Here is a 23,957-nt window from a genome sequence, read left to right as displayed (position 1 = left end):
AGCCGCCGCCGAATGAAAAGCATCGAGATAAATGTCACGTCCGGGTGACACGAAAAACGTCTGCCGACGGTGCCAGAGGCGCTGTTCAGGCCACCGCGGTCTGGTTGCGCCCGGATGCCTTGGCCCGGAACAGCGCCTTGTCCGCCAGTCCCAGCAGCCCGTGCACGTCCTGACCGGTGTTGCTCAGCGCGGCGACACCGAGGCTGGCGGTGACGCCTTCGTCGTGCTGGCAGGTGATGTCGGCGATTGCCTGGCGCAGCTTCTCGGCGATGACATGGGCCGCGTCGAGGGACGTATTGGCGAGCAACAGCGCGAACTCCTCGCCGCCCAGCCGACCGCAGACGTCGCCTTCCCGCACGGACTGGCAGATGACCCGGCCGATCTGCCGCAACACTTCATCGCCGGCCTGATGGCCGTGGCAGTCGTTGATGCGTTTGAAATGATCGATGTCCAGCATCAGCGCGCACAGCGGTAACCGGCTGCGCTTGCAGGCGTCGTACGCGCGTTCGGCCTGATGGAAAAAAGCCCGGCGGTTCTTCACCCCGGTCAGTTCATCAGTCTGCGCGGCGTGGTCGGCGATGCGATGGGCATGTTCCATTTCGCGGCTCAGGCGAAAGGCCCGTTCCATGGCCTGGCACAATTTGCGCGTCGCGCTGACCACAAATCCGGCAAAGATCAGCGACGCAACCGCCATACCCTGCTGCGCGGTCTGGGGTTGAAACAGCAGCCAGGTCGAGCACGGCAAGAGCACCAGTGCAATCGACACCAGGGTCATCGAGCGGTACGCCGAATAACAGGACACCGCGCTCACCGACATGCCAACGGCGAACAGCAGCACCAGCGTCTGGATCAATAAATCCCCGGCGTGCATCAGCGCCAGCGCGCCGCTGCCCCAGATGCCGGCCGACAACACCAGCGTGACCCAGTAAGTGGTTTCCCAGCGCTCCGGGGTGCGGGCGGTTTCCGGCATCCGGAAATAGGCGGTCAACATGATCAGGCGCAAGGTGGTCGAGGCACCCAGCAGCCCGAGCCACCCGAGAATCAGGGAGTGTTCCAGGCGCTCCCAGCAGATCCACGAGAGCATTACAGCCGCCAGCGCGCTGCCGAACACCGAGAAAAAACTCTGACGGAAAAGCAACTGCAAACGATCGTTGCGCACCTGGGCCCGTATCAGGGCCTCGCGCGCCGGTTGAGAATCATGGAGGTACATCGAATTCGCCCGACCCTGGCATTGGATGGGTCGGATTGTGGCATCGTGCTATGACAGTAAACAACTCGCGCGCCAACTAATTGCTGCGCCACGCAGCGGATGCGGCAATTCGCCGGAAAAATGACGGTTCGACCCCCACGGCGTCAGCCTTACTCCTCACGCGCGGACGGCGGTTGACCGAGGATTTCAATCAAACTCAGGGCATTGCCCGTTGCGGCGCCGCTGGCGGTGTTATCGAAAATACACCACGTCGGCGCACCGCTTAGCGCCTTGGCTTTCAGCTCGACGGCCAGACGCATCAGGAAATCTTCTTCATAGGCGCTGTAATAGATGCGCGGTGCGCCGTGCAGTCGCCAGTAGCCCAACCCCGGCCAGCCGGCCGGTTGGCGGTCATTGCTGAGCCTCGATGGGTCAACCGTTGCTTGCGCAATGCGGTAGTGCGTGAGCATTGGCTCGGCCTGGAGCCAGCTTTCATGACGCGGTTCTATGACCATATGACCCGCGAAGCGCTCGCGGAGCTGGATGAAAAACCCTTCGGCTACGAGTGGATCGAACGTCAGCGAAGGCGGCAACTGCAGCAGCAGGCAACCGAGCCGTTCGCCCAGTTCACTGCATTGTCCGAGAAACTCATCCAGCGCATGGCCGCTACCCTGCAACTGTTGTTCATGGGAAATAAGCTTGGGGATCTTCACCGAAAAGCGAAAATCCTCCGGCACTGAGTCGGCCCAGCGGGCGTAGGTCTGCGGCCGATGGGGGCGGTAGAACGAGCTGTTGATTTCCGCGGCGTTGAATTGCCGTGCGTAGCGCTGCAAGTGGGTGCCGTCGCCCGGAAAGGCCGGCGCGTGCTCGCGGCCCAGACTCCACCCGGCGCAGCCCACGAAGATTCTGCCAGGCGCGGTTGAGATGGCATCGTTCAAAACAGCACCTCCCCGGCTTCGCCCATGAAAATCTCTGCCGTCTTCGGCCCGATGCCGTTGAAGTCCTGCAGGCGCTTTTCGAACTCGCGACGGTCGGCGCTGGCGGCAGCCATGCCGCTGACCGTGCCGCCGTATTCATCCATCAGCTTGGCCGCCAGTGCCAGCAGGCGCACGGCGGTGGATTCGTCGTAACGCGCATAACCGCCCTCGCCCAGCATCCTCACCAGCTCCCGGTGAGTGCACGCGGCCAGTTTGCCCGGCGTGTCGCGCCCGTGCCTGTCGACGATGACGTGATAGGTCTGTACCGCCGCCTGCGCCCGAATCCGTTTGCCCATCAGAAAACTGGCCAGCAGCCATTTGAACAGCGCCTTTTCACCGCCCTGCACTAGGTCGATGCCCAGCTCCTGCGCTGTGATGTTCTTGCCCATGAACGCTCCTCGATTTCCATTGCTGGAGTGACTTCTCAAGGGGCAGATGAGTTCGATGTTTTGGGTGGCGGCTGGATCGATGCCCCCTCAGGCGTTGGATATCTGGTTGATCCCGATGACCTCGCCGCTCCAGATCATCTCGTAATGGGCGCTCTGCACAATGGAGGTGACGTGGCGCGGGGTCAGCAGTGCCCAGCAGTGATTGCCCGGCGAGCGCACCGAGTGATAGCGCAGGCCGGCCACGCCCGCCTGCTTGGCCGCCCCGCCCAGCACATGGGACTGCGCGTAGTCGTCAGGTGCATAAATCGGGTCGGAGAGCGGAATCGAGGTGGCGTCGACACTGCCCTCCTCGCTGAAACTGCAACTCAGGCAGCGGAAAACAAAGCGCTCGTACTTCAGGGCCGCGACCCGCGACCAGTACAACTTCTGATGGTGGCGCACTTCGGCGATGGCCGTGTCGACGGTGTCGGCCAGGTACAGCACGCCGAACTCGCCGCTGCTGAAGCGCGAGCCCGCAGGATTGACGTGGGTGAACGGCGCGACGGCATAAGAGCTTCCGGGAATGCCGAACGGAATCTCGGCCAGGGGAATCAGCTCAATGCGGCCGATTTCGTTCTGCAGGCGAGGATTGGTCAGCGCCTGAATCCGGTACAGCGTCTCGAACTCGGCGGCATCGGCAACGTCGCTGAACAGGTCGATGGGCGGGAATTTGGAATTGACCAGGCGATAGGCCTGCTGGGTCTCACCGGCGAGTATGGGGAGCGCGTCCGGCGTCACCATTGGGCGCCCCGGAGGGTGTCGATGCGGCGGAAGGTTTCGTACAGCGAGATCATGTCGCCCTGGGCCATAACGTCCAGTGGCTTTCTGCCGTTGAAGAACTCGTTGTGGTTTTCCATCGACGGGAAACCGTAGGCGTTGTCGGGATTATCAAAGAGGGTTCGGAGGGCGGCGTGGATGTTCAGCACAAAGCTGACTCGCTGCATTTGGTCTTGATCCAGCGCCACCGACCACTGCGCGTCGTCCTGGCGAGCGCGGGTGTACGTGCTTCGGGAAATACGCAGGATCTGGCAGGCCTGCTCGCTGGAGGCCTTCCACTTGTCCAGCACCCGCAACGCCGCTCGCAAACCGACCACGCACTCGGATTTGGAAAGTTGCCGCGCTGGAATGGCGGTGGTCATGGGCGTACCTCTTGATGGCTACAGCTTAATGTCTGTGGACGCAACTCTAATTCAATTGCGTCCATAGATGCAATGTCAAGTTTCGACAGGGTTGATGTGCGGCGCGTTATCTGACGCGTTCCCGGCTAAAGCCGGTCCTACAGTCGAGGTCCGATCAGACCCTCCCGGGCGCAAACGATCACCGAGGCCCATTCCATAGCCTCCAAAAGTGAAAAAAAGGTGAAAATTCAGCTTAGTCACATCTGGTAATGATTCGCATGTTGATTCAGAATCGCGCTCCCCACCGCGCCTTCAGGAATTTCCATTGTGATCCCTCGCCTTCCCGCCACCTTTCTCCTGGCCGGTATCGTTGCCGCCATGTCTACCGCCAACGCAGCCGACGACGTCACGCTGCCGGCGATGCAGATCCAGGACACCGCCGCACAGGACGACGGGCAAAGCGTGGGTTATCAGGGCAAGCCGTCTTCGAGCACCACCAAGCTGGGGCTGACCAACAAGCAGACGCCCCAGGCGATCACCACCATCACCCGCGCTCAGATGAACGATTTCAAAATGAACGGGGTCAAGGACGCGCTGCGCTCGGCGCCGTCGGTGACCGTCGAGCAAAGTGAAAGTGACCGCACGGAGTACACCTCCCGCGGGTTCGACATCGGCAGTTTCGAGTACGACGGCATGGGCATGCCCTTCGCCCAGACGATCATGATCGGTGACCTGGACATGGCCGAGTTCGAGCAGATCGACGTGCTCCACGGAGCGAACGGTTTGATGAGCGGCACCGGCAACCCGTCGGCCACGGTCAACTTCATCCGCAAGCGACCGACCCGGGATTTCCAGGCGCAGATCGACACCAGCGTGGGCTCGTGGGACAACCGTCGCATTGATGTCGACGTGTCGGGGCCGTTGACCGACACCGGCAACGTCCGCGGCCGCTTCATCTATGCCCACGACAAGGGCAACTCGTGGATGGACCGCTACAGCCACGAAAAGAACGTTGCCGCCGGCCTGCTCGCCTTCGACCTTTCCGACGCCGACACGCTGACCGTGGGTTTCACTCAGCACAACAGCGATTCCAACGGCAGCACCTGGGGCAACCTGCCGCTGGTCGACAGCAACAACAACCCGATCCACTACAGCAGCCGCTCGTCCAACGTCGGCCAGCCGTGGACCTACTGGAACATGCACACCCAACGCGCGTTTGCCGAATGGAAGCATGACTTCGGCAACGGCTGGAATGCCACGGTGACCGGCACCGGCATTACCGAATACCAGGACACCAACATGCTGTACGTCGCGAGCGTCACCGATGACGACGCCTCGGTGTTCGCCGCCCACACCAGCAGCAAGGCCCATCAGTTGCTGGGCGAAGCGAAGGTCTCCGGGCCATTTAGCCTGTTCGGCCGCGACCATGAGCTGACTTTCGGCGCCGCCTACGGCCGCACCCATCAGAAAGCCCGGGAATACGACGCTGGCGGGGGCACCTACTTCGACACCTCGTTCGCGGGCATTCTCGCCGGCAATACCCCTTCGCCGCAGTTTGGCTACACCAGTGACATCACCAACACCCAGAACTTCGAGGACCGGCAGAAAAGCCTGTTCGCCGGTGCCCGCTTCAGCTTGGCGGATGATCTGCACTGGATCGCCGGTGCGCGCATGCTCAGCGTCGACGGCACGGGCGAGAGCTATGGCACCGATCACGCCCAGCGCGAGCACGGCAAGGTCACGCCCTACACCGGCCTGGTCTATGACCTGACCCCGCAGTGGAGCCTGTACACCAGCTGGACGCAGATCTTCAATCCGCAGTACGGCACGGTCGGCGTCGACGGTAAAGTGCTCGCGCCGCTGGAAGGCAAGAGCCTGGAAGCCGGCGTTAAAGGCAGCGTCATGGACGATCGCCTGAACCTGACCGCCGCCGTGTTCAAGACCAAACAGAGCAACGTCCAGTCGGCAGACTTCATTGAAGTGGGTTCGCAGTTCCGCTACTTCACCGATGATTACAAAAGCCACGGCATCGAACTGGAAGCGTCGGGCGAAGCGCTGCCGGGCCTTGACCTGCTGGCGGGCTACACCTACGTGCACATCGAAAACGACGACGGCGACAAGGCCCGTCGTTATGTACCGACCCACGCCTTCCGTGGCATGGCCAGCTACCGACTGCCCGGCCTGCCCCAAGCCCGAATCGGCACCCGGGTCAGCTGGCAGAGCGGGATTCAGAACGACAATTACAGCGTCATCCGCCAGAACGCCTACGCGCTGGTCGACCTGATGACCAGCTACGACATCGACAGCAACTGGAGCACGGCGCTGAACTTCAACAACGTCACCGACCGCAAATACCTGACCTCGCTGTACAGCGGCACGGCGAGCAACTATGGCGCACCGCGCAATCTGACGGCGTCGTTGACCTGGCGGTACTGATCCGGGCAGTTGTCCGGTGCTGGCAACCGTGCACCCTCCTGTGGGAGTGAGCTTGCTCACGAAGATGGCATTCCAGCCGCTGAAAATTTAGCGGATGTACTGGCCTCTTCGCGAGCAAGCTCGCTCCCACAGGTTGCTCAACAGCGGCAACATCCTGGATGACTTCATTTGATGAACGCATCCGTCCGAGAATTTTTTTGAGTCGCTCGCTTGACTTCCCTTTTCCAATCAGTAAGATAGCGCGCATTCCGCGATAGCTCAGTTGGTAGAGCAAGTGACTGTTAATCACTGGGTCCCTGGTTCGAGTCCAGGTCGTGGAGCCAGACAGAAGTAAACGAAAAGGCCAGCGCTTAGCTGGCCTTTTCCGTTTCCGATCGCTTTTCCCGGGCGCTCCCTGCCTGAAGCGGGACTGCATCAGCCCCGCTCCGCCCTTATCGTCAGGCCTTGGTGTAGCGCAGCCACACCGCGCCGCCGTCCTGCACCTCCGCCGACGTCAGTTTCAAATGCGTTGGTTGTTTCCACGCCTCGGTCGACACCTCGAACGACGCCGGATGCTCGCCCCGCCCGTCGATCAGCGGCAGGATCAGCACGCTGACTTCATCGACTAGGCCGGTGTTGACGAAGGAACCGCTGACATGGGGGCCACCCTCGACGATCAGGCGCTTGCAACCCAGTTCGCTCGACAGGATCTGCACGACCTGCTGCAGATCAATCTCGGTCTTCCCGGCAAAAATGTAGGACACCTGAATCGACTGCAGGTACGCCAGATAGTCATCCGACACGCCTTCAGTCAGCACCTCGACCACGTGGGAATCCAGCGCCTGATTTTTCTTCCAGCCGACCTTGCCCTGAGGGTCGATCGACACGGCGTAGGCCTTGGCATTGCGGTCGGCAAAATAATGGCTGCGCTCGATGGGGCCTGTGGCGAGGCCTTTGGGATAGCCCTCGTCGTGGGCGATTTCCTGCATCGTCACGCGCCCGCAGATCCAGGCGTCAAACTCAAACGTCTGGGCGAGCTTTTCGTACAGATCACCGGCGTCTTTCTTGAACGCGCGATCCCAGCCGTCGGTAAGGGCGTGGCCGTCGAGGGAGGACATCATGTGGCAAATGACATAAGGCTGCATGGCAGGCTCCAGGCTGATAAGTGTGTAGAGCCGACCTGGATCACGCGGAAATAGTTCACCCCGTCACTCGACCTGCCCTTCACAACCTGCTGCCCATCATTGCCGGTGATGTACACCATGAAGCCTATTGTCTTCAGCTTCGGCAGGGCTCGCGTAACATCGCGTCATCCCAGACCCGACACGGACTTACTCCCATGACCCTGCACATCATCAATGCCGTCGCCCTCACCGCCGTGACCGTTTTCCTGGTCAACCGCGCGTTCGCCCTGTACGACCTGATCAATGCAGCGACCGTGTCCGAGCATCACTAAGGCGCTGTACTCAAGCGTGACGCAACAACGATTCAAGCAAGGCACCGAAATGCCAGGCCGCAATGGCCTGGCGGTCCCGCGATTATCGGCGGGTTAAATCATCGATGGCTCGTATTGACGGATCAGAAATTGGCCTTCAGCGCCTCAAGCCCCCCCTCGTAAATCCCCTTGAACAATTCCTCGACTTCACCATCGGTGACACCGTCCGGCGTAAAGACACCTGACCATTCCACCCAGGTGCTGTCGGCGCCATCTTCTTTGACTTTGAACGTCGCCAGATAGTCGTTGATTGGAAACGGTCCCTTGTCGATGGAATAGCTGTAAGTGCGCGCCGCATTATCGTAGGTCTGCAGGCGCTCGATGATTTCAGCGCCGTCGTCGGTGGTCAGGTGACGCACGCGCCCGCCTTCCTGTGCCTCGCTTTGCTTGATGAACGGCAGCCAGTGGTTCAAGGACAGGAAGCCGCCCGTCAGTGCCCAGACCTTGTCGGCCGATACCGGGATGTGAATGGATGCAGATGCTTGAGCCATGTTGCTTTCTCCGGAAATGGGGGGCAGCGGCCGATCAGCCAGCGCTGGATGGCGTGGCGGGCCGCGCCCACTCTAATAGGCGGTAAACGCGAGCAATCTTGTCACGGTTACCGCTGATTCGGGAGGGTGTGCGCCGCAAAAAGGCGGCGCACAGGGTGTTACTTGGCGGTGAAGGCCGAGTAGCTATTCATCAGGTTGCGGTAGTTCGGAATGCGCTGGGACAGCAGGTTCGCCAGGCCTTCCATGTCGTTGCGCCAGTCGCCCTGCAGCTCGCAGGCCACCGAGAACCAGTTCATCAACTGCGCGCCGGCCGCAGTCATGCGCGCCCAGGCGGCCTTTTGCACCACGTCGTTGAAGGTGCCCGACGCATCGGTGACCACGAACACGTCGAAGCCTTCTTCCAGCGCGCACAGGGTCGGGAACGCCACGCAAACGTCAGTTACGACGCCGGCGATGATGATCTGCTTGCGGCCGGTGGCCTTGACCGCTTTGACGAAGTCTTCGTTGTCCCAGGCGTTGATCTGGCCAGGACGGGCGATGTACGGCGCGTCCGGGAACATCGCCTTGAGCTCGGGCACCAGTGGGCCGTTCGGGCCGGTCTCGAAGCTGGTGGTGAGGATGGTCGGGAGTTTGAAGAATTTGGCGCAGTCGGCCAGGGCCAGCACGTTGTTCTTGAACTCGTTCGGCGTGAAGTCCTGGACCAGCGAGATCAGGCCGGTCTGGTGATCGACCAGCAGAACGACGGCATCATCTTTGTTCAGACGCTTGTAGGGAACGGTCATGATTGACTCCATTGAGTGGGTGACGGATGAGTACGAGGGCCAGCGCATCACGCTGACGGAGAGCCCCGCCGGTCAGTGCCGACGAGGCCTTTCATGCTCTTTTCAATTGCCCTGTTCAGGCGCCGGTCAGAAAGCGAAGCACGAACAGCCAAACGCGCCCCAGAAACCCTGGAAGTCGCTGACCGGTACTTTCGACTGGCGCGCTTTATCGTGGCTGTGGGCGTGGACGCCGCAGGGACCGCTGCACTGGTGAACCGCCGCGGCCATCGGTGCGCCCTGGCGCCAGTGGCCCGGGACCTTGGAGACCGGCGACCAGTCCGGCAGCACCGGCACGCTCGGCGGCGCCAGATCGTCGAACTCGCCGGAGCCGTACACCACCTGGCCGTCGACGATGGTCAGCACCGATTCGATCCACTTGATCGACTCCTCCGGCACGCTGAAGAAGTCCTGGGACAACGCCACAACGTCCGCGAGCTGGCCGACCTTGATCTGGCCTTTCTTGCCCTGCTCGGAGGAAAACCAGGCGCTGCCGCGGGTGAACAGTTCCAGCGCGGTTTCCCGGGACAAACCTTCCGGGTACAGCTCCAGGCCGCCGACGGTGCGGCCGCTGACCATCCAGTACAGGGATGTCCACGGGTTATAGCTCGACACGCGGGTGGCGTCGGTCCCGGCACCCACCGGCACGCCTTCGGCCAGCATGCGTTTGATCGGTGGCGTGTGCTCGCCGGCCTTGGCACCGTAGCGCTCGACGAAATACTCGCCCTGGAAGGCCATGCGGTCCTGGATGGCGATGCCGCCGCCCAGCGCCTTGACCCGCTCGATGTTCTTCGGCGTGATGGTTTCGCAGTGGTCGAAGAACCACGGAATGCCGTTGAACGGAATGTCGCGGTTGACCTTTTCGAACACATCGAGCATGCGCGAAATGGACTCGTCATAGGTGGCGTGGAGGCGGAACGGCCAGCGGTGCTCGACCAGATGGCGCACTACCGGCTCGAGGTCCTGCTCCATACCCGTCGGCAAATCCGGGCGAGGTTCAAGGAAGTCTTCAAAGTCTGCTGCCGAAAAGGTCAGCATCTCGCCGGCGCCGTTGTGGCGCAGGAAGTCATCGCCCTGGTGCAGCGTGACGGTGTTGGTCCAGTGCTTGAAGTCTTCCAGCTCTTCCTTGGGCTTCTGGGTGAACAGGTTGTAGGCGATGCGCACGGTCAGCTGTCTGGCCTCGGCCAGTTGCGTGATGACCGCGTAATCGTCCGGGTAATTCTGAAAACCGCCGCCGGCGTCGATGGCGCTGGTCAGGCCCAGACGGTTCAGCTCGCGCATGAACTGGCGGGTGGAGTTGACCTGGTACTCCAGCGGCAACTTCGGCCCCTTGGCCAAAGTCGAGTAGAGGATCATCGCGTTGGGCTTGGCCACCAGCATGCCGGTAGGATCGCCATTGCTATCGCGGACGATCTCGCCACCCGGCGGGTTCGGCGTGTCACGGGTGTAACCGGCCACACGTAGCGCGGCGCGGTTGAGCAGCGCGCGGTCGTACAAGTGCAGGACGAACACCGGGGTGTCGGGCGCCGCCTGGTTGAGTTCTTCAAGGGTCGGCATGCGTTTTTCGGCGAACTGGAATTCGTTCCAGCCCCCGACCACTCGGACCCATTGCGGCGTCGGCGTGCGGTCGGCCTGGGCCTTGAGCATGCGCAGCGCGTCGGCCAGGGACGGCACACCCTCCCAGCGCAGTTCGAGGTTGTAGTTCAGGCCGCCACGAATCAGGTGCAAGTGCGAGTCGTTGAGGCCCGGAATCACCGTGCGCTTGTGCATGTCGATGACCTGCGTGGCCGGGCCGCGCTGGGCCATGATCTCGGCGTCGGAGCCCACGGCAACGAATTTCCCGCCGCTGATGGCCACGGCGCTGGCCTTGGGTTTTTCCTGGTCAACCGTGTGGAAATTACCATTGAAGAGAATCAGATCGACGTTCATTGCGCCTCCGTTCGTGGAAGATTTGGATGCCCCGACGGCAAGGCCGGTGGCAGGCAGTGAAGAAATCAGTGCGGCGGCCGCGCCGAGCAACGAGCCCTTGGCGACGAATCGGCGGCGGTCGCTGGAAGACGGTTGATCGGCGTCGTCATCCTTCATGATCGGCGCCCGCCACCGGCGTCGGCCGGGCATTCAGCCAGGGAGCAAACAGCCGCGTCGCCCGGGGCATCAGCACGTACACCACCAGCAGGACGATGGTCACCGTGACCAGTGCGGTGCTGATGATGTAATGGGCCAGCAGCGGGTACAGGCGAAACACCGGCCCCCAGACCAGCGGCACCAGCAGGGTCAACGGGCAGATCACCAGGAAGGTCACGCAGGCCTGTTTCCAGCGCGGCGGCGGGTTTTCCGCGGCGGGAACGAACCAGAATTCGTTGTGCGGGTTGACCTCGGTGAAATCGCCGTCGGCCAGCATGGGCGACGCTTCGGCCACCAGTTCGCGGCGATGGGACGAGTCGAGCCAGCTGTGCATGGCGTCGGTCGAGCAGAAGCGCAGGACGCAGGTGAACATGTGCAGGCCGTCGGCCTTGCCGCGTATGACGTCGACGCCCAGATGCCCGGGGTAACTTGCCGCCATGGCGATGATGCGTCGCAGCCAGGCTTCGTATTGGGCTTCGAAGCCGGCCTTGATCCGGTGCTTGACCACCAGGGTGACGATCTCGTCAGCGGACAGTTTCGACGTCGGGACGATGTCGGCGGTCGTGGCGTAGTCAGGCATAGCGAAGCGCTCCGGGCAAACCATGGTTGAGCGCCAGACGACCGGGTCCGGCGATCAGCACACTGGTGAAGATGATCAGTAATAACCAGCCGAATTGGCCCTGTTCGACGCTCCACTCGCTGTGCACCACGACGAGCGCGACAAGCAGCAGGATGAGAATAGGCAGACACGCCAGACGCGCCACTACGCCGGTCAGAATCAACAGGGGGCAGAGGACTTCGGCGAAGATGGCGATGCTCAGGGTCATTGGCGCGCCTAGATGGAACGGGTCTTCGATGAGGGTCAGTTGGGTGTTGAAGTCGAGGAGCTTGGGCAGGCCGTGGACGAACAGCAGGAACAGCGCGCCGGCGGACCTGAGGAAGAGCAATCCGAGGTCTTGTGCGCGGTCGTTGAGGGTTGAGTAGGTCATCACACACCGTTGATTTCGTGGGCCACGACGCCTGAGGTGCAGGTGTGTGTGGCCGATGAAATCAGTGTGGCGGTGCGAAGGAGATGGGTATTGAACAGACGTGCTTTTGAGGATCCGGATCAAGATCAAGATCAAGATCAAGATCAAGATCAAGATCAAGATCAAGATCCTTAAGATCAAGGGCGTCGGCCTAACGGCCTCGGTTTCGCCTTCGGCGAGTTACTTGGAAAAGCACCCCAAGTAACCAAGGGTGCTTGCTCTCGGTTTGGCCCTTCGTTCCTCAGGGTTCCTTCACTCCGGTCTCGCTCCGTGGGCCCGCCGCCATCCGCCATCCATGGCGGGGGGCGGCTCTCGCTGCATCCATGCCGCTCGGCCCACTCCACAAGACCTCCGTTCAGCCTGCACCAAAGTCGCGATTGGCGTCGTCTGGGATTTTTGTGTTTGAAGATCAAAAGCAGATCAAGGGCGGGTCAAGCGCTAAGGACTTGTGGGAGTGAGCTTGCTCACGAAGCGGTCGGTACATCCACCGGATATCTGGTGTTTTTGATAGAGCATTCGCGAGCAAGCTCGCTCCCACAGGATGGGTGTGAGATCAGCAAAATTGTTGGCGCCTGGGCTGGCGTCTTCCCGGCTAAAGCCGGTCCCACTAAACAGCAGCGCGTGTATTCAGTAAAAGTGGCGGCGACCTCGACTGTAGGACCGGCTTCAGCCGGGAAGCCGTTGCCTTTGCCTTTGCCGTTGCCTTTGCCTTTGCCTTTGCCTTTGATCTTCATACGCAAAAAGCCCAATCACCACAAATCGCGACTTGGGTGCAGGCTGAACGCAGGTCTCGCGCAGTGGGCCGAGCCGCATGGATGCGGCGAGAGCGCCGTCAGGGCATGGATGCCCGTTCGGCGCGGGCCCACGGAGCGGGACCGGAGTGAAGGAACCCGACGAAGTCGGGCCCAACCAGGAGCAGGCACCCTTGGTTACTTGGGGTGCTTTTCCAAGTAACTCGCCGAAGGCGAAACAGTCTGCCCCCAGGCAGACGCCCTTGATCTTAAGGATCTTGATCTTGATCTTGATCTTGATCTTAAAGATCTCGCCTCACGGCAAAGGCCGCGTCTCCTGAGACATGAACTCGGTAATCCGCGAACGCAACCACCGCTCAGCCGGATCGTTGTCGTGAACACCCGCCCAGACCATCGACAACTCCGCCGGCGCGATCGGGAATGGCGGATCCTCCGCGCGCAACGCGCAGCCTTCGATCAACGCGCAGGCCGCGTAATCGGGGACGGTCGCGATCAACTCGGTGCCCGCCAGCAACGCCCGCAAACCGCTGAACTGCGGCACCGCCACCACCACCCTTCTCGCCCGCCCGACTTTCGCCAGATCGATATCGATGTTGCCGCTCAGATCGCCAGAGAACGACACCATGGTGTGCGGCCGCTGGCAGAACTCGTCCAGCGTCAACGGCTCGGGGCGTTTGTCGCCGCGCAGGACCTTGACGCCGATGTCCCGCAGCTTTTTGCGCTTGGCGTTGGCCGGCAGTTCGGTGGTGTAGCTGATGCCCACGGAAATCTCCCCCGACGCCAGCAGCGCCGGCATCAGCAGGAAGTTCGCCCGGCGCACCACCACGATGATGCCCGGCGCTTCTTCACGCAGGCGATTGAGCAAGGGCGGGAACAGGCCGAATTCGGCGTCGTCCGACAAGCCGATGCGGAAGATGTCGCAGCTGGTCGCCGGATCGAACTCCTTGGCCCGACTCACCGCCCCGGAAATGGTGTCCAGGGCTGGCTGCAGTTCTTTGAGAATCGCCAGCGCCCGGGCGGTCGGCTCCATGGCGCGACCGTTGCGCAGCAGCAGAGGGTCGTCGAACAGGTCGCGCAGCCGCGCCAGTGCCGCACTGATCGCCGGCTGGCCCATGAACAGCTTCTCCGCCACCCGCGTCAGGTTGCGCTCGAACATCAGCGCTTCGAAGATCACCAGCAGGTTCATGTCGACGCGGCGCAGGTCGTTGCGGTTCATTCAGCGATTCCGGAGTAGGCGTTTTCGGGAGGCCTGACGATGCCAGACCGGCGCAGGTAGACACAGGCGCCGAGGGGGTGTCTTGAACATCGGTGCTGCCACCCGCCCGATGCAGCTGGAAGGATAGCCGTCCTCAACAGGCATGCACGCTCCGCGCCGCGCACCCCTTGGCGGACATAAGGGTCATGGTGCGACGCCAACTGAACGGGGTCAGCCCCACCACGCGGGTGAACACCCGGGTGAAATGGGACTGATCGGCGAAACCACAATCCAGGCTGATCTGGGAGATGGTCAGCACTGATTCGCCAAGCAAGGCCCGGGCCTTGTCCAGGCGCATCTGCAAAAACCAGTCGCGGGGCGAGAGACCGGTGTTCTTCTTGAATGCGCGGGAGAAATGACTGCGTGACAGCGAACATTCGGCGGCAATGCGGGCAATAGACAGGCCCTTGTCCATCTGGCTGGACATCAAGTCCTTGGCCCGACGCTCCTGCCAGGGCGACAGGGCGACGCGTTCGAGAACGGATTCAGGGTTCAGCGAGGGGTTGAATGCAGTCATGCCAGGCACTCCAGCTTCACAGTTGGCGGTGAATGAAGTGTCTACCGCGGCGTTCTTAAAGTCCTTCTCGGGGTATTAAACGTTCTGAAAAGTCGTACGACGACGCGCATCGCTGCGGTGCGCCGAGCCACACTTCAGAACATTTAAGACCCCACCAAGGACGGCACTTGGCGTGCACACTACCCTGTTCACTCCAACGGTTCGGTTTGCTGCGAGGGACGGCATGTGACCACCCGATACGTGGCTGGCATTGTGATTCCCGACGGCGCGATGGCCCGCGCGGCGACCGACCTGATGCGCGATCACCAGTCTGATCTGCTGCTGAACGCGGCCTGGCGCACGTTCGTCTTTGCCAGCCTGCTGGGGCACAGTCGCGGGCTGCGCGTCGATGCCGATCTTTTGTACACCGCCGCCCTGTTTTTGCGCATCGGCATTACCCGGCTGTACGCCCGGTCGCAACTACGGTTCGAAGTCGACAGCGCCAATGCCGCGGCCCAGTTCCTGCGCGGGCACGGGCGCTCGTGGGATGACATCGCCCAGGTCTGGGACGCTATCGCGCTGCATACCACGCCGGGCATCCCGCAGCACAAGCCGCCGTTGACCGCCCTGCTCTGCGCCGGCGTCGAAACCGACCTGACCGGCGCCCATTGCCGGTGCTTCAGCCCTGCCGCACAGGCACGGGTGTTGAGCGCGTACCCCCGCGAACCGGGGTTCAAATTCAAGTTTCTGCATGTGATGGCATTGGGTCAGGTGCATCGACCGCAGACGACCCTGGGCACGACCAACGCCGACGTGCTGGCGTTTCATGCCCATCGCCTGAACGCGGGCGGCTTCTGCGAACGTCTGCTGGCCTCGACGTGGCCGTACTGAGCGGTGAGATTGGGCTTTAAGATTGAGACGTGCGATTGACTGGGTGCATCTCGATGAGCCGTCGGCGTTACGCGGCGATCGGCAAGGTAAACACGAAGGTCGCACCGCCGTAGCGCGCCGGCATGGCGTAGAGGTGGCCGCCGTGGGCACTGATGATCGACTGACAGATCGCCAGCCCCATGCCCATGCCTTTGTCCTTGGTGGTGAAAAACGCGTTGAACAGCTGATGCAGGTCCACCGGGTCGATCCCGCGCCCGCTGTCTTCAACGCTGACCACCACGTAATCGCGACCCACCACTTCGCTGGTGATCGACAGCCGCCGCAGCACGTGATCCCCCGCGCTCATGGCGTCCAGCGCGTTGAGGATCAGGTTCAGCACCACTTGCTGCAATTGCACGCTGGAGGCGCAGACCCGCAACGGTGAACAGGTCAGGTGGGTTGTCATCAAGACCCGCTGTTGCTCGACCTCTATGCCGGTCACCGCCACCACATGACGAATCACGTCGTTGACCAGCAGCTTGCGCCGGTGATGGGGCCCTTGCCGCGCCAGGCTTTGCAGCGCGTTGACGATTTCCCCGGCACGCCGGCCCTCGGCCACGATGTCTCGCAGGCCCGACAAGGCTTCGTCCACCTGCGGGTTTTGGCGATTGAGCCAACGGATCCCGGCGGCAGCGTTGGACACCATCGACGCCAGCGGCTGGTTGATTTCGTGGGCAATGGACGCCGCCAGTTCACCCATCACCGTGGCGTGGGCCACGCTGGCCAGACTGGCCCGGGCGCCGCGCAGGGCGATTTCCACATCCCGACGCCGCGCGTTTTCCTGCTCCAGGGCCTGGTGCAGGCGCGCGGTTTCCAGGGAAATGGCCGCCTGGCTGGCGAGCAGCTCCAGCACTTCGGTGCGACAGACCGTGAACACGCCCGGCGCGAGGTTGTTTTCCAGGTACAGCACGCCGAGCACCCCGCCCTGTTTGACCAGCGGCACGCACAACGCCGACCGCACCGGATGCTGACGCAGGTATTCGTCGGCACTGAAACAGGCATCGGCGCAGACGTCGTCCAGCACCACGCGCTGACGGGTGCGCATCACCCGGTAGAGGATCGACAGCGGCAGGTGGTGTTTGTCGGGGACCGTGTCCGTCAGCTCGATGCGCAAGCCGTCGTCGCTGCTCTGGCCGATTGCGCAAATCACCGGTGCCTCGTCCTTCACCAGCAACAGCAAGGCCCGTTGCGCACCGGCATGGACGATGGTGTTGCGCAGCAGGGTCTCGATAAGGCGGTCCTGCTCGCTTTCGTCGCGCAGGGCGTGGGCGGATTTCATGACGGAGGACAGATCAAGGGCGTCGCGTCCGGCCAAGGTGATCGATGTGCGCGGGGACGACACGTTCTCCAGCCCCGGCGCAAGGTTCGGACCCGGACCGAGCGGGATGGCAGACGCGCCATGTCGTCCGTCTGGCAGGTCGGACTGCAGATCCGGAATGTCCCGGAATTGCTGCCACTGCTGGTGCATCTCGCTTAGCGCCTGATGCAGCGCGGCGGCACTTTGATAACGGTCATCCGGGTTTTTAGCGATCAACCGATGCACAAGATCGGCCAGCGGCCCGGGGATGTCACCACGGTGCTGGCTCAGCGGCGGCGGGATGCGCGCGACATGGCAATACACCCACTCCACTGCATCGGCGGCCTCGAACGGCAATCGCCCGGCCAGCCATTCATAAAACGTCATGCCCAGCGAATAGAGGTCGCTGCGTGGGTCGGCCTGACGCTGCACCCGGCGCGACTGTTCGGGGGCCATGTAGCCGAGCGAGCCGCAAAGCGTGTCGGACATCGGCAGTTGCGGCGCCGACTGCACATCCACACTCAAGCCGAAACCGCTGAGCCGCACCTCACCTTCGGCACTTTCGATCAGGTTGCACGGTTTGATATCGCGGTGCAGCAGGCCTGCCTGATGAACGCCTGTCAGAGCCTCAGCGGCAGAAATTCCTCGCTGCAAAAAGCCCTCGATGGACAGCGGCGCGTCGGGTTGATCATGCAACGGCACGCCGCTGGCATCCTCCAGCACCAGCAGCGTGCCGTCCGGCCCCGACAGCAACGCCACCGGTTGCACGGCCCATTGCGGCATCAGCCGGGGGGCCAGTGAGAATTCGTGTTCAAGACGGCGGACCGCAGCAATCGCGGCGCCGGGTGCGGGACGCACGATGCGCCAGTGGCGTTCTTCCTCCGTCAGCGTGACCCGGTAATGAGCGAGTTCTCCATCGACAAACAGCAACTGCCAGACGAGCTGCTCAAGCCACTGAGGCCCGAATGCCCCGGCGCTGGAGATCGCTGTGTAAGCCCCGTTGAAAATGCTGCTCATGAAGCCCCTTTATTGGAATCCCGCTGCTGGCACCGTCCCGGCCATTCCCGGCTGAAGCCGGTCCCGTTTGCACGACCCGTGGGAGCGAGCTTGCTCGCGAAGGCGTCGGACGTCACACCGCCAGTCTAAGGTTGCTCAATCCGGCCTCTTCCCGGCTAAAGCCAGTCCTGCAAAAACAACGCATATGCGCCGGGGTCAGTTCACGTGACAGCCCAGCCGGTCACTCATCTTCAGCAGCTCGATCACATTTCGCGCATTCATTTTGGTCAAAACGTGCCTTTTGTGGACCTTGGCGGTGACTTCGCTGGTGCCCAGTTCCACTGCAATCTGTTTATTCATCTTGCCGGTGATCAGCAGCGCCATGACCTGCCGTTCCCTCGGGGTGAGGCTGGCGAAACGCGCTTTGACGCCTGCGGTCAGGCAGCGCTCGTCCAGGCTCGTCGCGTCGCTGGTCAGTGCTTCGCGCACCAGATCCAGCAATTGCTCCGGCTCGAAGGGTTTAGTCAGGAACTCGCGGGCGCCGGCCTTGATGGCGCGCACGGACATGGCGATGGTGCCGTAGCCGGTCATGAAAATGATCGGAAAGGTCTGGCCACGATCCAGCAAGGTCTGCTGCAGATCGAAGCCGGTGCCCTGGGCCAGATTGACGTCCAGCAGCAGGCAGAGAGGGCCTTGGCTCAGGGGCTGGGCGAGAAACGCCTGAGCGCTGTCGAACACCTCGCAGACGATGTCCGCCGAATGCAACAGTCGCTGCAAAGAGGTGCGGATGGCGGCGTCATCGTCCACCACATAGACCTTGGGATTCACAGTCATGACGGGCTCATAAAGGGTTGCATCAACTGCCAACGGCCAGTGCTCTCTGATGCCGCGCATGATACCCGTCGGGCCCGGCCGGCACAGCCCTGATGCTTTGCAAGGTCGCCAGCGCCGAAGGTGCGTCGCAATCCTGCACGCGCGGCACGCTCAGCTCCGGCGTCACGGTGTCCTGAGCACTGGCCGTCAGCAGGCAGGCGCGGGTGGTGCCGAGCATCCGGTAGAAGCGGAATGGCCCCTGGGCGCTGACCATCAGCAACGACTTGGTCGCCAGCCGCACGATGCAGTCCATGACGCAGGCGCGCGGCAAGCGGGTGCGCTGCAAGGCATCGCAGGCACGTTCCAGGGTGAAGCGACCGTCCAGCTCGGCCAGCCGCCGCAGCACGGTGCGCTCTTCGCGACCGAGCAAACGCAGGCTCCAGGCCAGGGAAGCCTGCAGCGTTTGCTGACGCGGCGGCGCAGTGCGCAACGACGCCGAGAGCAGGTGCAGGCTGCCATCCAGGCTCGCCACCAGTTGATACAGCCCCAGCGCGCAGGCCCGGGCGGCGGCCATTTCCAGTGCCAGCGGCATCCCGTCGAGGCGACGGCAGATTTCCCCCACCAGCTCAACGCTGTAGTCGTCCAGCTCGGCGTTGCCGTCAGCCGCCAGATGGCTGTCCAGCGCACGCCATTGGCGCAGGAACAATTGCGCCGACGCACTGCGCAAAATGGTGTCCGGGGAGGCGTTCAGCTCAGGGATATCGAGGGGCGGCACTTGCAGGCTGCGCTCGCCGGCAATGCGCAACGGCTCGCGGCTGGTGGCAATCGCGCGGACCGCCGGCGCGCCACGCAGGATGACTTCCAGCAGGCTGGCGACGCTTTCGACCAGATGCTCGCAGTTGTCCAGAATGATCAGGCCCGGCTGTTGCTGCAGATAGCGGATCAGCCCTTGCAAATCCGGGTCGCCGCCGCTGCAGTCCACGCCGACCGCGCTGGAAAATGCTTCCAGCAACAGTTCGGCGCATTGCAGTTGCGCCAGCGGCACGAAGTACACGGGGGTCGTGCCGGCTTCCAGCAGCGTCTGACCCAACTCGGCGGCCAGCGCGGTCTTGCCGACGCCGCCCGGGCCGATCAGCGTGACCAGCGCGCAGCCTTCCGCCAGTGTGTTGCTCACTTCATCCAGCAATGCCTGACGCCCGAGCAAGGCGACGCGGGCGGGCAGTGGGTGATGACAGCTGACGCCCTGAAGCACAACCGAGGCGCGGGTGTCGGTCTGTGCGCCATCCCCGCCCAGCAGCACGTAACCGCGGCCGGGCACGGTGCGGATCTGCTCGCGGTCGGTGCCCAGCGCCTTGCGCAACGCGGAGATATGCACTTGCAGGTTGTTCTCTTCAACCACGGTGTCCGGCCAGACACTCTGAAGGATCAGTTCCTTGCTGACCAACTGACCTTGATGACGCAGCAACAGGTCGAGTATGTCGAAGGCGCGGGTGCCAATGCGCATGGCGACGCCGTCCTTGAACACGTCTCTGTGCTCGCGGGAAATCATCGTCTGACCGAGACTTATCATTTCATGCTGTCCTTGGAAGTGGAGTCGCAGGCCCTGATTCGCTGACCATCGTCCGGGCGGGGGTTGAATCCCGGAGACGTTCAGCGCAGCTATCCATTTTTAACAAGCGCTCATCTAACCAGTTAAAACCAGACACCGATATTAGCTGTAGGGATAGTGTCCGTGGGGTTAGGCGGCAAGCTGCAAGCTGCAAGCGGTGATGACTGAACAGGAGGGTTGCGCGCAGTGGCCGGTGCCTGGCCTCGAGTAAAACGCGCAATAAAAAACGCCCCGGCTTTTAGACCGGGGCGTTTTTATTGGATCGTCGAGCTATTCCAGCAACGGCACATGGGCCGCGCGTTGATACGGGCCGTACTCGACCGGCACCCACTGGAAGTGTTTGTCGATGGCGACGATGTGGCCGGTGCCGGGGAATGGCAGGTGTGCGGCGGCGACCCAGATCTTCTTGCTGGCCGCTTGAGTGAACACCTGATCGCGGCTGGCGATGGCTTTCTGGCTGTTCTCGTCGAAGGCGATGCTGACGTCCGGGTGATCGAACTGCACGGCGAGGCTGTGGATCAGGTCACCGATGAACAGGATGGTCTGGCCTTTGGAGCTGAACTGATACGTGGTGCTGCCTGGCGTATGCCCCGCTTCCAGCGCCGTGCTGACTTCCGGCACCGGCGACTGGCCTGGGGTGAAGGTCTTGAACCGGCCAGCGGCGACGTAGGGTGCGGTGGAATCCTGGGCGATCTTGAAGTAGGCCCTGGCCTGTTCCGGCACGCGGCCAATGGCGGTCGGGTCGAGCCAGTAATCCGCTTCGGGTTTGGCGGCATAGACCGTGGCGTTGGCAAACACGGGCTTTTTGCCGGCGTCGACCAGGCCGCAGACGTGATCGAGGTGCATGTGCGTGAGCAGCACGGTGTCGACCTGATCCGGCTGATACCCGGCGGCCTTGATGTTCTGCGAGAGCATGCCGGCCGTCTCGCCGATGCACTGGCCTGCGCCGGTGTCGACAAGGATCAGGTGCTCGCCGGTGTTGACCAGAAAGGCGTTGAACGCCGTCTGCATGCCCGGTGTTTCGATGGCGCGGCGGGCCAGCAAGGCGCGGATGGCGTCGGGCTTCATGCCTTTGAGCAGCTTGGGCGACAGGTCGTTGTAGCCGTCAAACAGTGCCGTGACTTCATAGTCGCCGACGGCCAGCCGGAAATAACCGGGCACCTGGGTTTTCTGCTGGGCGGGCGCCTGAGCCAGCGCGACGCCGGAGCACAAAGCGGCTGCGAGAGCGACGGAGCCCGCCAGAGCGACGGAACGGGCGATTGGAAGAACGGATGCGCGCATGGGGATGCCTCGAATCGGAGAACGTGAGACGTCCGATACTGCGCGGCTCAGGGGCAATGGTCTTGAAGCAATGTGCTGGAAGCCATGTGTTTCTTGGCAGGATCACCAGGCCCCATCGGTTATAGACATCGATCAGAGCGGTGCCTACATTGTGCGCGCGCCTTCGCGCGGGTCGGTCCTGCCCTGCACTTGGCCCCTGCACTTCAGCCCTGCACTTTTCCTGCGGATATCTCCCATGTCGACCGTCGTTCCCCATTACTCGCTGGCGTGGAGCCTGCTACTGCTGCTCGCCGACGTGCTGGCCTGGCACTTGCTGGCCGACCGCAACCGGCTGGCACGCATCGCCACGCGGCTGGCGGCATTCGTCGCCTACAGCCTGGTGATCATCAACGCCGGCGTGAGCCCGCTGGAAGCGCCGGCCTGGCCTGACGACAGCGCCCTGCAATTCGGCGCCACCGCGCTGGCGATCGTATGGTGGCTGTACGCCGCACGCACCCTCACCGTGGTACTCGGGCTGGCGCTGACCAGTCGCGTGGGACACAGCGGTCGGCTGTTGCAGGAGGTCATCGGTGCGGTGATTTTCCTCATCGCCATCGTAGCGGCAGCGGGCTATGTGCTGCAGCTGCCGGTCAAGGGCTTGCTGGCGACGTCCGGCGCTATGGCGATCATCGTCGGCCTGGCCCTGCAGAGCACGCTGAGCGACGTGTTCTCCGGGATCATCCTCAACACCACCAAGCCGTATCAGGTCGACGATTCGATCTCCATCGACGGCATGGAAGGCAAAGTCATGGACATCGACTGGCGCGCCACGCACCTGCTGACGGGCGTCGGCACCATGGTGGTCATCCCCAACTCCGTGGCGGCCAAGGCCAAGATCGTCAATTTGAGCCGACCGGTCCATATTCATGGCGTGTCGATCAACATCATGATGTCGCCGCACATTCGCCCGCGCCGGGTGCTCGATGCCCTGGAGCGCGCGCTGCAGGGTTGCAGCGCGTTGCTGCAGACGCCCAAGCCTCGCGCGGTGGTCAAGGAAACCAGCCCGACCACCATCGAATACGTGATCACCGGTTTCATCAGCAACCTGAACAACAAGAGCGACGTGCGCAATCTGCTGTTCGATCTGGCCTATCGGCATCTGGAAGCCGCGGGTATCGCCTGGCAATCGGAAACCACCGCCGAAGCGATGTCCCGGCCGCGCGCCTTGCTGGACGAGGTCAAGGTGTTCCGCACCAGCACTGCCGAGGAGAAAAATCAGCTGGCGCAAACTATGGTCGCGCGGGAATACACCGCCGGGCAGACGATTATCGAGGTCGATGAGGTCACCGATGGCTTGCTGGTGATTGCCACGGGCGTGGTGTCGGCGAGCGTCAAGGACGGCAACGAGATGGTGGAAGCCGGGCGCATGGGCCCCGGCGAAGTCATGGGTGAGCAGAGTGTGCTGGCGGATACGCCTTCGCAAGCGCGCTTCACCGCCCTCACCTCCTGCGTGGTTTACCGCATCGACAAAGCCGCCACGCGGCAGGCTATGGAACAGCGGGTTGAAATCGTGACGGCGTTGAACAAGCTGCAAGCGGTGCGCCAGCAAGGGACCCAGCATGTGCTGATGCGTAAGCCGGTGGTGATCAAGAAGAATAATTTTCTGGGGTGGTTGCAGAAGCGCTAAGTGAATGGCGAATTCAGTGGGACCGGCTTTAGCCGGGAAGAGGCCGGTTTGTCCACCATAAATGTTGCGGTGTAACACCTGACGCCTTCCCGGCTGAGGCCGGTCCTACATTGAATTGGCTTTCAGGCAACGAACCCGTCACCTTCCAGCAGCGAGCGCAGCATCCAGGCGGCTTTTTCGTGGACTTGCATGCGCTGGGTCAGCAGGTCGGCGGTGGGCTCGTCGCTGACTTTCTCCAGCAGCGGGAAGAGTTCGCGGGCAGTGCGTACCACTGCCTCCTGCCCTTCGACCAGTTGCTGGATCATGTCGGTCGCAGCGGGCACGCCCGGCTCTTCCTTGATCGACGACAACCGCGCATAGGTGGAATAAGTGCCCGGCGCCGGGAAGCCCAGGGCGCGGATGCGCTCGGCAATGGAGTCCACCGCCGTCGCCAGTTCGGTGTATTGCTCTTCGAACAGCAGGTGCAGCGTGCGGAACATCGGGCCGGTGACGTTCCAGTGAAAGTTGTGGGTTTTCAGGTACAGCACGTAGGTATCGGAAAGCAGTCGCGACAGTCCTTCAACGATCTCTGCACGGTCCTGCTCGTTGATTCCGATTTCAATAGCCATGAATTGCTCCCTAAGGTCTGTTGATTGCTGAGGGGTCGATTCTAGTGGCGACGACCGAGGGACGGAAATCAGCCATGGCAATCGCGGCCATCGACGCGGCCTATGAAACGTCCTCGGCCCAAGACATTCAGCGTTGACACAAACGGGCGGTTCAGGCGACGTTACGGCCTG

23 protein-coding genes and 1 tRNA gene are annotated in these 23,957 nt (G+C 62.4%); 5 read left to right on the top strand and 19 right to left on the bottom strand.

Annotation, left to right across the window (positions count from 1 at the left end; all coding sequences use genetic code 11):
• Positions 1-85 precede the first annotated feature (85 nt).
• The 5 genes from AC07VF_RS04700 to AC07VF_RS04680 all read right to left on the bottom strand — a co-directional run bounded on the left by AC07VF_RS04700 (position 86) and on the right by AC07VF_RS04680 (position 3,733).
• Positions 86-1,210, bottom strand: a complete 1,125-nt coding sequence (locus tag AC07VF_RS04700) for a GGDEF domain-containing protein (protein ID WP_495008232.1) — start codon at positions 1,208-1,210, stop codon at positions 86-88.
• A gap of 149 nt (positions 1,211-1,359) precedes the next feature.
• On the bottom strand, positions 1,360-2,127 hold the full coding sequence (locus AC07VF_RS04695) for a DUF72 domain-containing protein (protein ID WP_495008231.1): 768 nt from the start codon (positions 2,125-2,127) through the stop codon (positions 1,360-1,362).
• The gene (locus tag AC07VF_RS04690) at positions 2,124-2,555 is read right to left on the bottom strand and encodes an HhH-GDP family DNA glycosylase (protein WP_495008230.1); all 432 of its coding nucleotides are present in this window, start codon (positions 2,553-2,555) and stop codon (positions 2,124-2,126) included. Before AC07VF_RS04690 ends, AC07VF_RS04695 begins: the two co-directional genes overlap by 4 nt.
• A gap of 87 nt (positions 2,556-2,642) precedes the next feature.
• Positions 2,643-3,335 carry an RES family NAD+ phosphorylase gene (locus AC07VF_RS04685; RefSeq protein WP_495008229.1) on the bottom strand — a complete coding sequence of 231 codons (693 nt, stop codon included), beginning with the start codon at positions 3,333-3,335 and terminating at the stop codon, positions 2,643-2,645.
• The gene (locus AC07VF_RS04680) at positions 3,329-3,733 is read right to left on the bottom strand and encodes an antitoxin Xre-like helix-turn-helix domain-containing protein (RefSeq protein WP_282373384.1); all 405 of its coding nucleotides are present in this window, start codon (positions 3,731-3,733) and stop codon (positions 3,329-3,331) included. Before AC07VF_RS04680 ends, AC07VF_RS04685 begins: the two co-directional genes overlap by 7 nt.
• 357 nt (positions 3,734-4,090) lie before the next feature.
• Between AC07VF_RS04680 and AC07VF_RS04675 the strand changes: the two genes are divergently transcribed.
• Positions 4,091-6,148, top strand: coding sequence for a TonB-dependent siderophore receptor (locus AC07VF_RS04675; RefSeq protein WP_495008278.1), 2,058 nt, complete (start codon positions 4,091-4,093; stop codon positions 6,146-6,148).
• A 247-nt stretch (positions 6,149-6,395) separates the two neighbouring features.
• Positions 6,396-6,471 (top strand) — tRNA-Asn (locus tag AC07VF_RS04670).
• 114 nt (positions 6,472-6,585) lie between these two features.
• Here the strand turns inward: AC07VF_RS04670 and AC07VF_RS04665 are convergent.
• The 6 genes from AC07VF_RS04665 to AC07VF_RS04640 all read right to left on the bottom strand — a co-directional run bounded on the left by AC07VF_RS04665 (position 6,586) and on the right by AC07VF_RS04640 (position 12,044).
• The gene (locus tag AC07VF_RS04665) at positions 6,586-7,272 is read right to left on the bottom strand and encodes a dihydrofolate reductase family protein (protein ID WP_495008228.1); all 687 of its coding nucleotides are present in this window, start codon (positions 7,270-7,272) and stop codon (positions 6,586-6,588) included.
• 433 nt (positions 7,273-7,705) lie between these two features.
• Positions 7,706-8,113, bottom strand: a complete 408-nt coding sequence (locus AC07VF_RS04660) for an SRPBCC family protein (RefSeq protein WP_495008227.1) — start codon at positions 8,111-8,113, stop codon at positions 7,706-7,708.
• Between the two features lie 158 nt (positions 8,114-8,271).
• On the bottom strand, positions 8,272-8,895 hold the full coding sequence (gene ycaC, locus AC07VF_RS04655; protein WP_282373664.1) for an isochorismate family cysteine hydrolase YcaC: 624 nt from the start codon (positions 8,893-8,895) through the stop codon (positions 8,272-8,274).
• 126 nt (positions 8,896-9,021) lie between these two features.
• On the bottom strand, positions 9,022-10,860 hold the full coding sequence (locus AC07VF_RS04650) for an amidohydrolase (protein WP_495008277.1): 1,839 nt from the start codon (positions 10,858-10,860) through the stop codon (positions 9,022-9,024).
• Between the two features lie 145 nt (positions 10,861-11,005).
• Positions 11,006-11,635 carry an antibiotic biosynthesis monooxygenase gene (locus tag AC07VF_RS04645; protein WP_495008226.1) on the bottom strand — a complete coding sequence of 210 codons (630 nt, stop codon included), beginning with the start codon at positions 11,633-11,635 and terminating at the stop codon, positions 11,006-11,008.
• A complete protein-coding gene (locus tag AC07VF_RS04640) occupies positions 11,628-12,044 on the bottom strand; it encodes a DoxX family protein (protein ID WP_495008225.1) in 417 nt (138 codons plus the stop codon). The genes AC07VF_RS04645 and AC07VF_RS04640 overlap by 8 nt, the downstream gene beginning before the upstream one ends.
• Before the next feature lie 100 nt (positions 12,045-12,144).
• On the opposite strand from AC07VF_RS04640, the gene AC07VF_RS04635 reads away from it, so the two are divergent.
• Positions 12,145-12,288: a hypothetical protein gene (locus tag AC07VF_RS04635; protein WP_495008224.1), complete on the top strand. Its 144-nt coding sequence runs from the start codon at positions 12,145-12,147 to the stop codon at positions 12,286-12,288.
• Between the two features lie 259 nt (positions 12,289-12,547).
• Here AC07VF_RS04635 and AC07VF_RS04630 read toward each other — a convergent pair whose 3' ends face one another.
• The 3 genes from AC07VF_RS04630 to AC07VF_RS04620 all read right to left on the bottom strand — a co-directional run bounded on the left by AC07VF_RS04630 (position 12,548) and on the right by AC07VF_RS04620 (position 14,607).
• A complete protein-coding gene (locus tag AC07VF_RS04630; RefSeq protein ID WP_495008223.1) occupies positions 12,548-12,817 on the bottom strand; it encodes a hypothetical protein in 270 nt (89 codons plus the stop codon).
• 313 nt (positions 12,818-13,130) lie between these two features.
• Positions 13,131-14,051, bottom strand: a complete 921-nt coding sequence (locus AC07VF_RS04625) for a LysR family transcriptional regulator (protein ID WP_133771037.1) — start codon at positions 14,049-14,051, stop codon at positions 13,131-13,133.
• Positions 14,052-14,184: 133 nt separating this feature from the next.
• Positions 14,185-14,607 (bottom strand): helix-turn-helix domain-containing protein, encoded by a 423-nt coding sequence (locus tag AC07VF_RS04620; protein WP_495008222.1) that lies wholly within the window; start codon positions 14,605-14,607, stop codon positions 14,185-14,187.
• A gap of 225 nt (positions 14,608-14,832) precedes the next feature.
• Here AC07VF_RS04620 and AC07VF_RS04615 point away from each other — a divergent pair, with 225 nt between their 5' ends.
• Positions 14,833-15,477, top strand: coding sequence for a phosphohydrolase (locus AC07VF_RS04615; protein WP_346629911.1), 645 nt, complete (start codon positions 14,833-14,835; stop codon positions 15,475-15,477).
• A 67-nt stretch (positions 15,478-15,544) separates the two neighbouring features.
• Here AC07VF_RS04615 and AC07VF_RS04610 read toward each other — a convergent pair whose 3' ends face one another.
• The 4 genes from AC07VF_RS04610 to AC07VF_RS04595 all read right to left on the bottom strand — a co-directional run bounded on the left by AC07VF_RS04610 (position 15,545) and on the right by AC07VF_RS04595 (position 21,512).
• Positions 15,545-17,830 carry an ATP-binding protein gene (locus AC07VF_RS04610; protein WP_495008221.1) on the bottom strand — a complete coding sequence of 762 codons (2,286 nt, stop codon included), beginning with the start codon at positions 17,828-17,830 and terminating at the stop codon, positions 15,545-15,547.
• Positions 17,831-18,025: 195 nt separating this feature from the next.
• The gene (locus AC07VF_RS04605) at positions 18,026-18,643 is read right to left on the bottom strand and encodes a response regulator transcription factor (protein ID WP_282369867.1); all 618 of its coding nucleotides are present in this window, start codon (positions 18,641-18,643) and stop codon (positions 18,026-18,028) included.
• A 22-nt stretch (positions 18,644-18,665) separates the two neighbouring features.
• Positions 18,666-20,192: an ATP-binding protein gene (locus AC07VF_RS04600; RefSeq protein WP_495008220.1), complete on the bottom strand. Its 1,527-nt coding sequence runs from the start codon at positions 20,190-20,192 to the stop codon at positions 18,666-18,668.
• A gap of 309 nt (positions 20,193-20,501) precedes the next feature.
• Positions 20,502-21,512, bottom strand: a complete 1,011-nt coding sequence (locus AC07VF_RS04595) for an MBL fold metallo-hydrolase (protein ID WP_495008219.1) — start codon at positions 21,510-21,512, stop codon at positions 20,502-20,504.
• A 235-nt stretch (positions 21,513-21,747) separates the two neighbouring features.
• On the opposite strand from AC07VF_RS04595, the gene AC07VF_RS04590 reads away from it, so the two are divergent.
• Complete coding sequence (locus tag AC07VF_RS04590; RefSeq protein WP_495008218.1) at positions 21,748-23,178, top strand: mechanosensitive ion channel domain-containing protein; 1,431 nt, start codon at positions 21,748-21,750, stop codon at positions 23,176-23,178.
• Positions 23,179-23,300: 122 nt separating this feature from the next.
• Here the strand turns inward: AC07VF_RS04590 and AC07VF_RS04585 are convergent, their stop codons facing one another.
• Positions 23,301-23,786 (bottom strand): Dps family protein, encoded by a 486-nt coding sequence (locus AC07VF_RS04585; protein ID WP_282369874.1) that lies wholly within the window; start codon positions 23,784-23,786, stop codon positions 23,301-23,303.
• Positions 23,787-23,957 lie beyond the last annotated feature (171 nt).

Source organism: Pseudomonas sp. GW821-FHT02H06, from assembly GCF_059421525.1.
This window is presented reverse-complemented; position numbering and strand designations above follow the sequence as displayed.

What these genes read in the sequence shown, in the direction of transcription:
- AC07VF_RS04665 (WP_495008228.1), bottom strand. Translation starts at nt 7,272, where the DNA reads ATGCAGCCTTATGTCATTTGCCACATGATGTCCTCCCTCGACGGCCAC.
- AC07VF_RS04675 (WP_495008278.1), top strand. Translation starts at nt 4,091, where the DNA reads ATGTCTACCGCCAACGCAGCCGACGACGTCACGCTGCCGGCGATGCAG.
- AC07VF_RS04690 (WP_495008230.1), bottom strand. Translation starts at nt 2,555, where the DNA reads ATGGGCAAGAACATCACAGCGCAGGAGCTGGGCATCGACCTAGTGCAG.
- AC07VF_RS04595 (WP_495008219.1), bottom strand. Translation starts at nt 21,512, where the DNA reads ATGCGCGCATCCGTTCTTCCAATCGCCCGTTCCGTCGCTCTGGCGGGC.
- AC07VF_RS04685 (WP_495008229.1), bottom strand. Translation starts at nt 3,335, where the DNA reads ATGGTGACGCCGGACGCGCTCCCCATACTCGCCGGTGAGACCCAGCAG.
- ycaC (WP_282373664.1), bottom strand. Translation starts at nt 8,895, where the DNA reads ATGACCGTTCCCTACAAGCGTCTGAACAAAGATGATGCCGTCGTTCTG.
- AC07VF_RS04620 (WP_495008222.1), bottom strand. Translation starts at nt 14,607, where the DNA reads ATGACTGCATTCAACCCCTCGCTGAACCCTGAATCCGTTCTCGAACGC.
- AC07VF_RS04610 (WP_495008221.1), bottom strand. Translation starts at nt 17,830, where the DNA reads ATGAGCAGCATTTTCAACGGGGCTTACACAGCGATCTCCAGCGCCGGG.
- AC07VF_RS04585 (WP_282369874.1), bottom strand. Translation starts at nt 23,786, where the DNA reads ATGGCTATTGAAATCGGAATCAACGAGCAGGACCGTGCAGAGATCGTT.
- AC07VF_RS04640 (WP_495008225.1), bottom strand. Translation starts at nt 12,044, where the DNA reads ATGACCTACTCAACCCTCAACGACCGCGCACAAGACCTCGGATTGCTC.
- AC07VF_RS04680 (WP_282373384.1), bottom strand. Translation starts at nt 3,733, where the DNA reads ATGACCACCGCCATTCCAGCGCGGCAACTTTCCAAATCCGAGTGCGTG.
- AC07VF_RS04630 (WP_495008223.1), bottom strand. Translation starts at nt 12,817, where the DNA reads ATGAAGATCAAAGGCAAAGGCAAAGGCAAAGGCAACGGCAAAGGCAAA.
- AC07VF_RS04650 (WP_495008277.1), bottom strand. Translation starts at nt 10,860, where the DNA reads ATGAACGTCGATCTGATTCTCTTCAATGGTAATTTCCACACGGTTGAC.
- AC07VF_RS04700 (WP_495008232.1), bottom strand. Translation starts at nt 1,210, where the DNA reads ATGTACCTCCATGATTCTCAACCGGCGCGCGAGGCCCTGATACGGGCC.
- AC07VF_RS04645 (WP_495008226.1), bottom strand. Translation starts at nt 11,635, where the DNA reads ATGCCTGACTACGCCACGACCGCCGACATCGTCCCGACGTCGAAACTG.
- AC07VF_RS04590 (WP_495008218.1), top strand. Translation starts at nt 21,748, where the DNA reads ATGTCGACCGTCGTTCCCCATTACTCGCTGGCGTGGAGCCTGCTACTG.
- AC07VF_RS04625 (WP_133771037.1), bottom strand. Translation starts at nt 14,051, where the DNA reads ATGAACCGCAACGACCTGCGCCGCGTCGACATGAACCTGCTGGTGATC.
- AC07VF_RS04660 (WP_495008227.1), bottom strand. Translation starts at nt 8,113, where the DNA reads ATGGCTCAAGCATCTGCATCCATTCACATCCCGGTATCGGCCGACAAG.
- AC07VF_RS04605 (WP_282369867.1), bottom strand. Translation starts at nt 18,643, where the DNA reads ATGACTGTGAATCCCAAGGTCTATGTGGTGGACGATGACGCCGCCATC.
- AC07VF_RS04600 (WP_495008220.1), bottom strand. Translation starts at nt 20,192, where the DNA reads ATGATAAGTCTCGGTCAGACGATGATTTCCCGCGAGCACAGAGACGTG.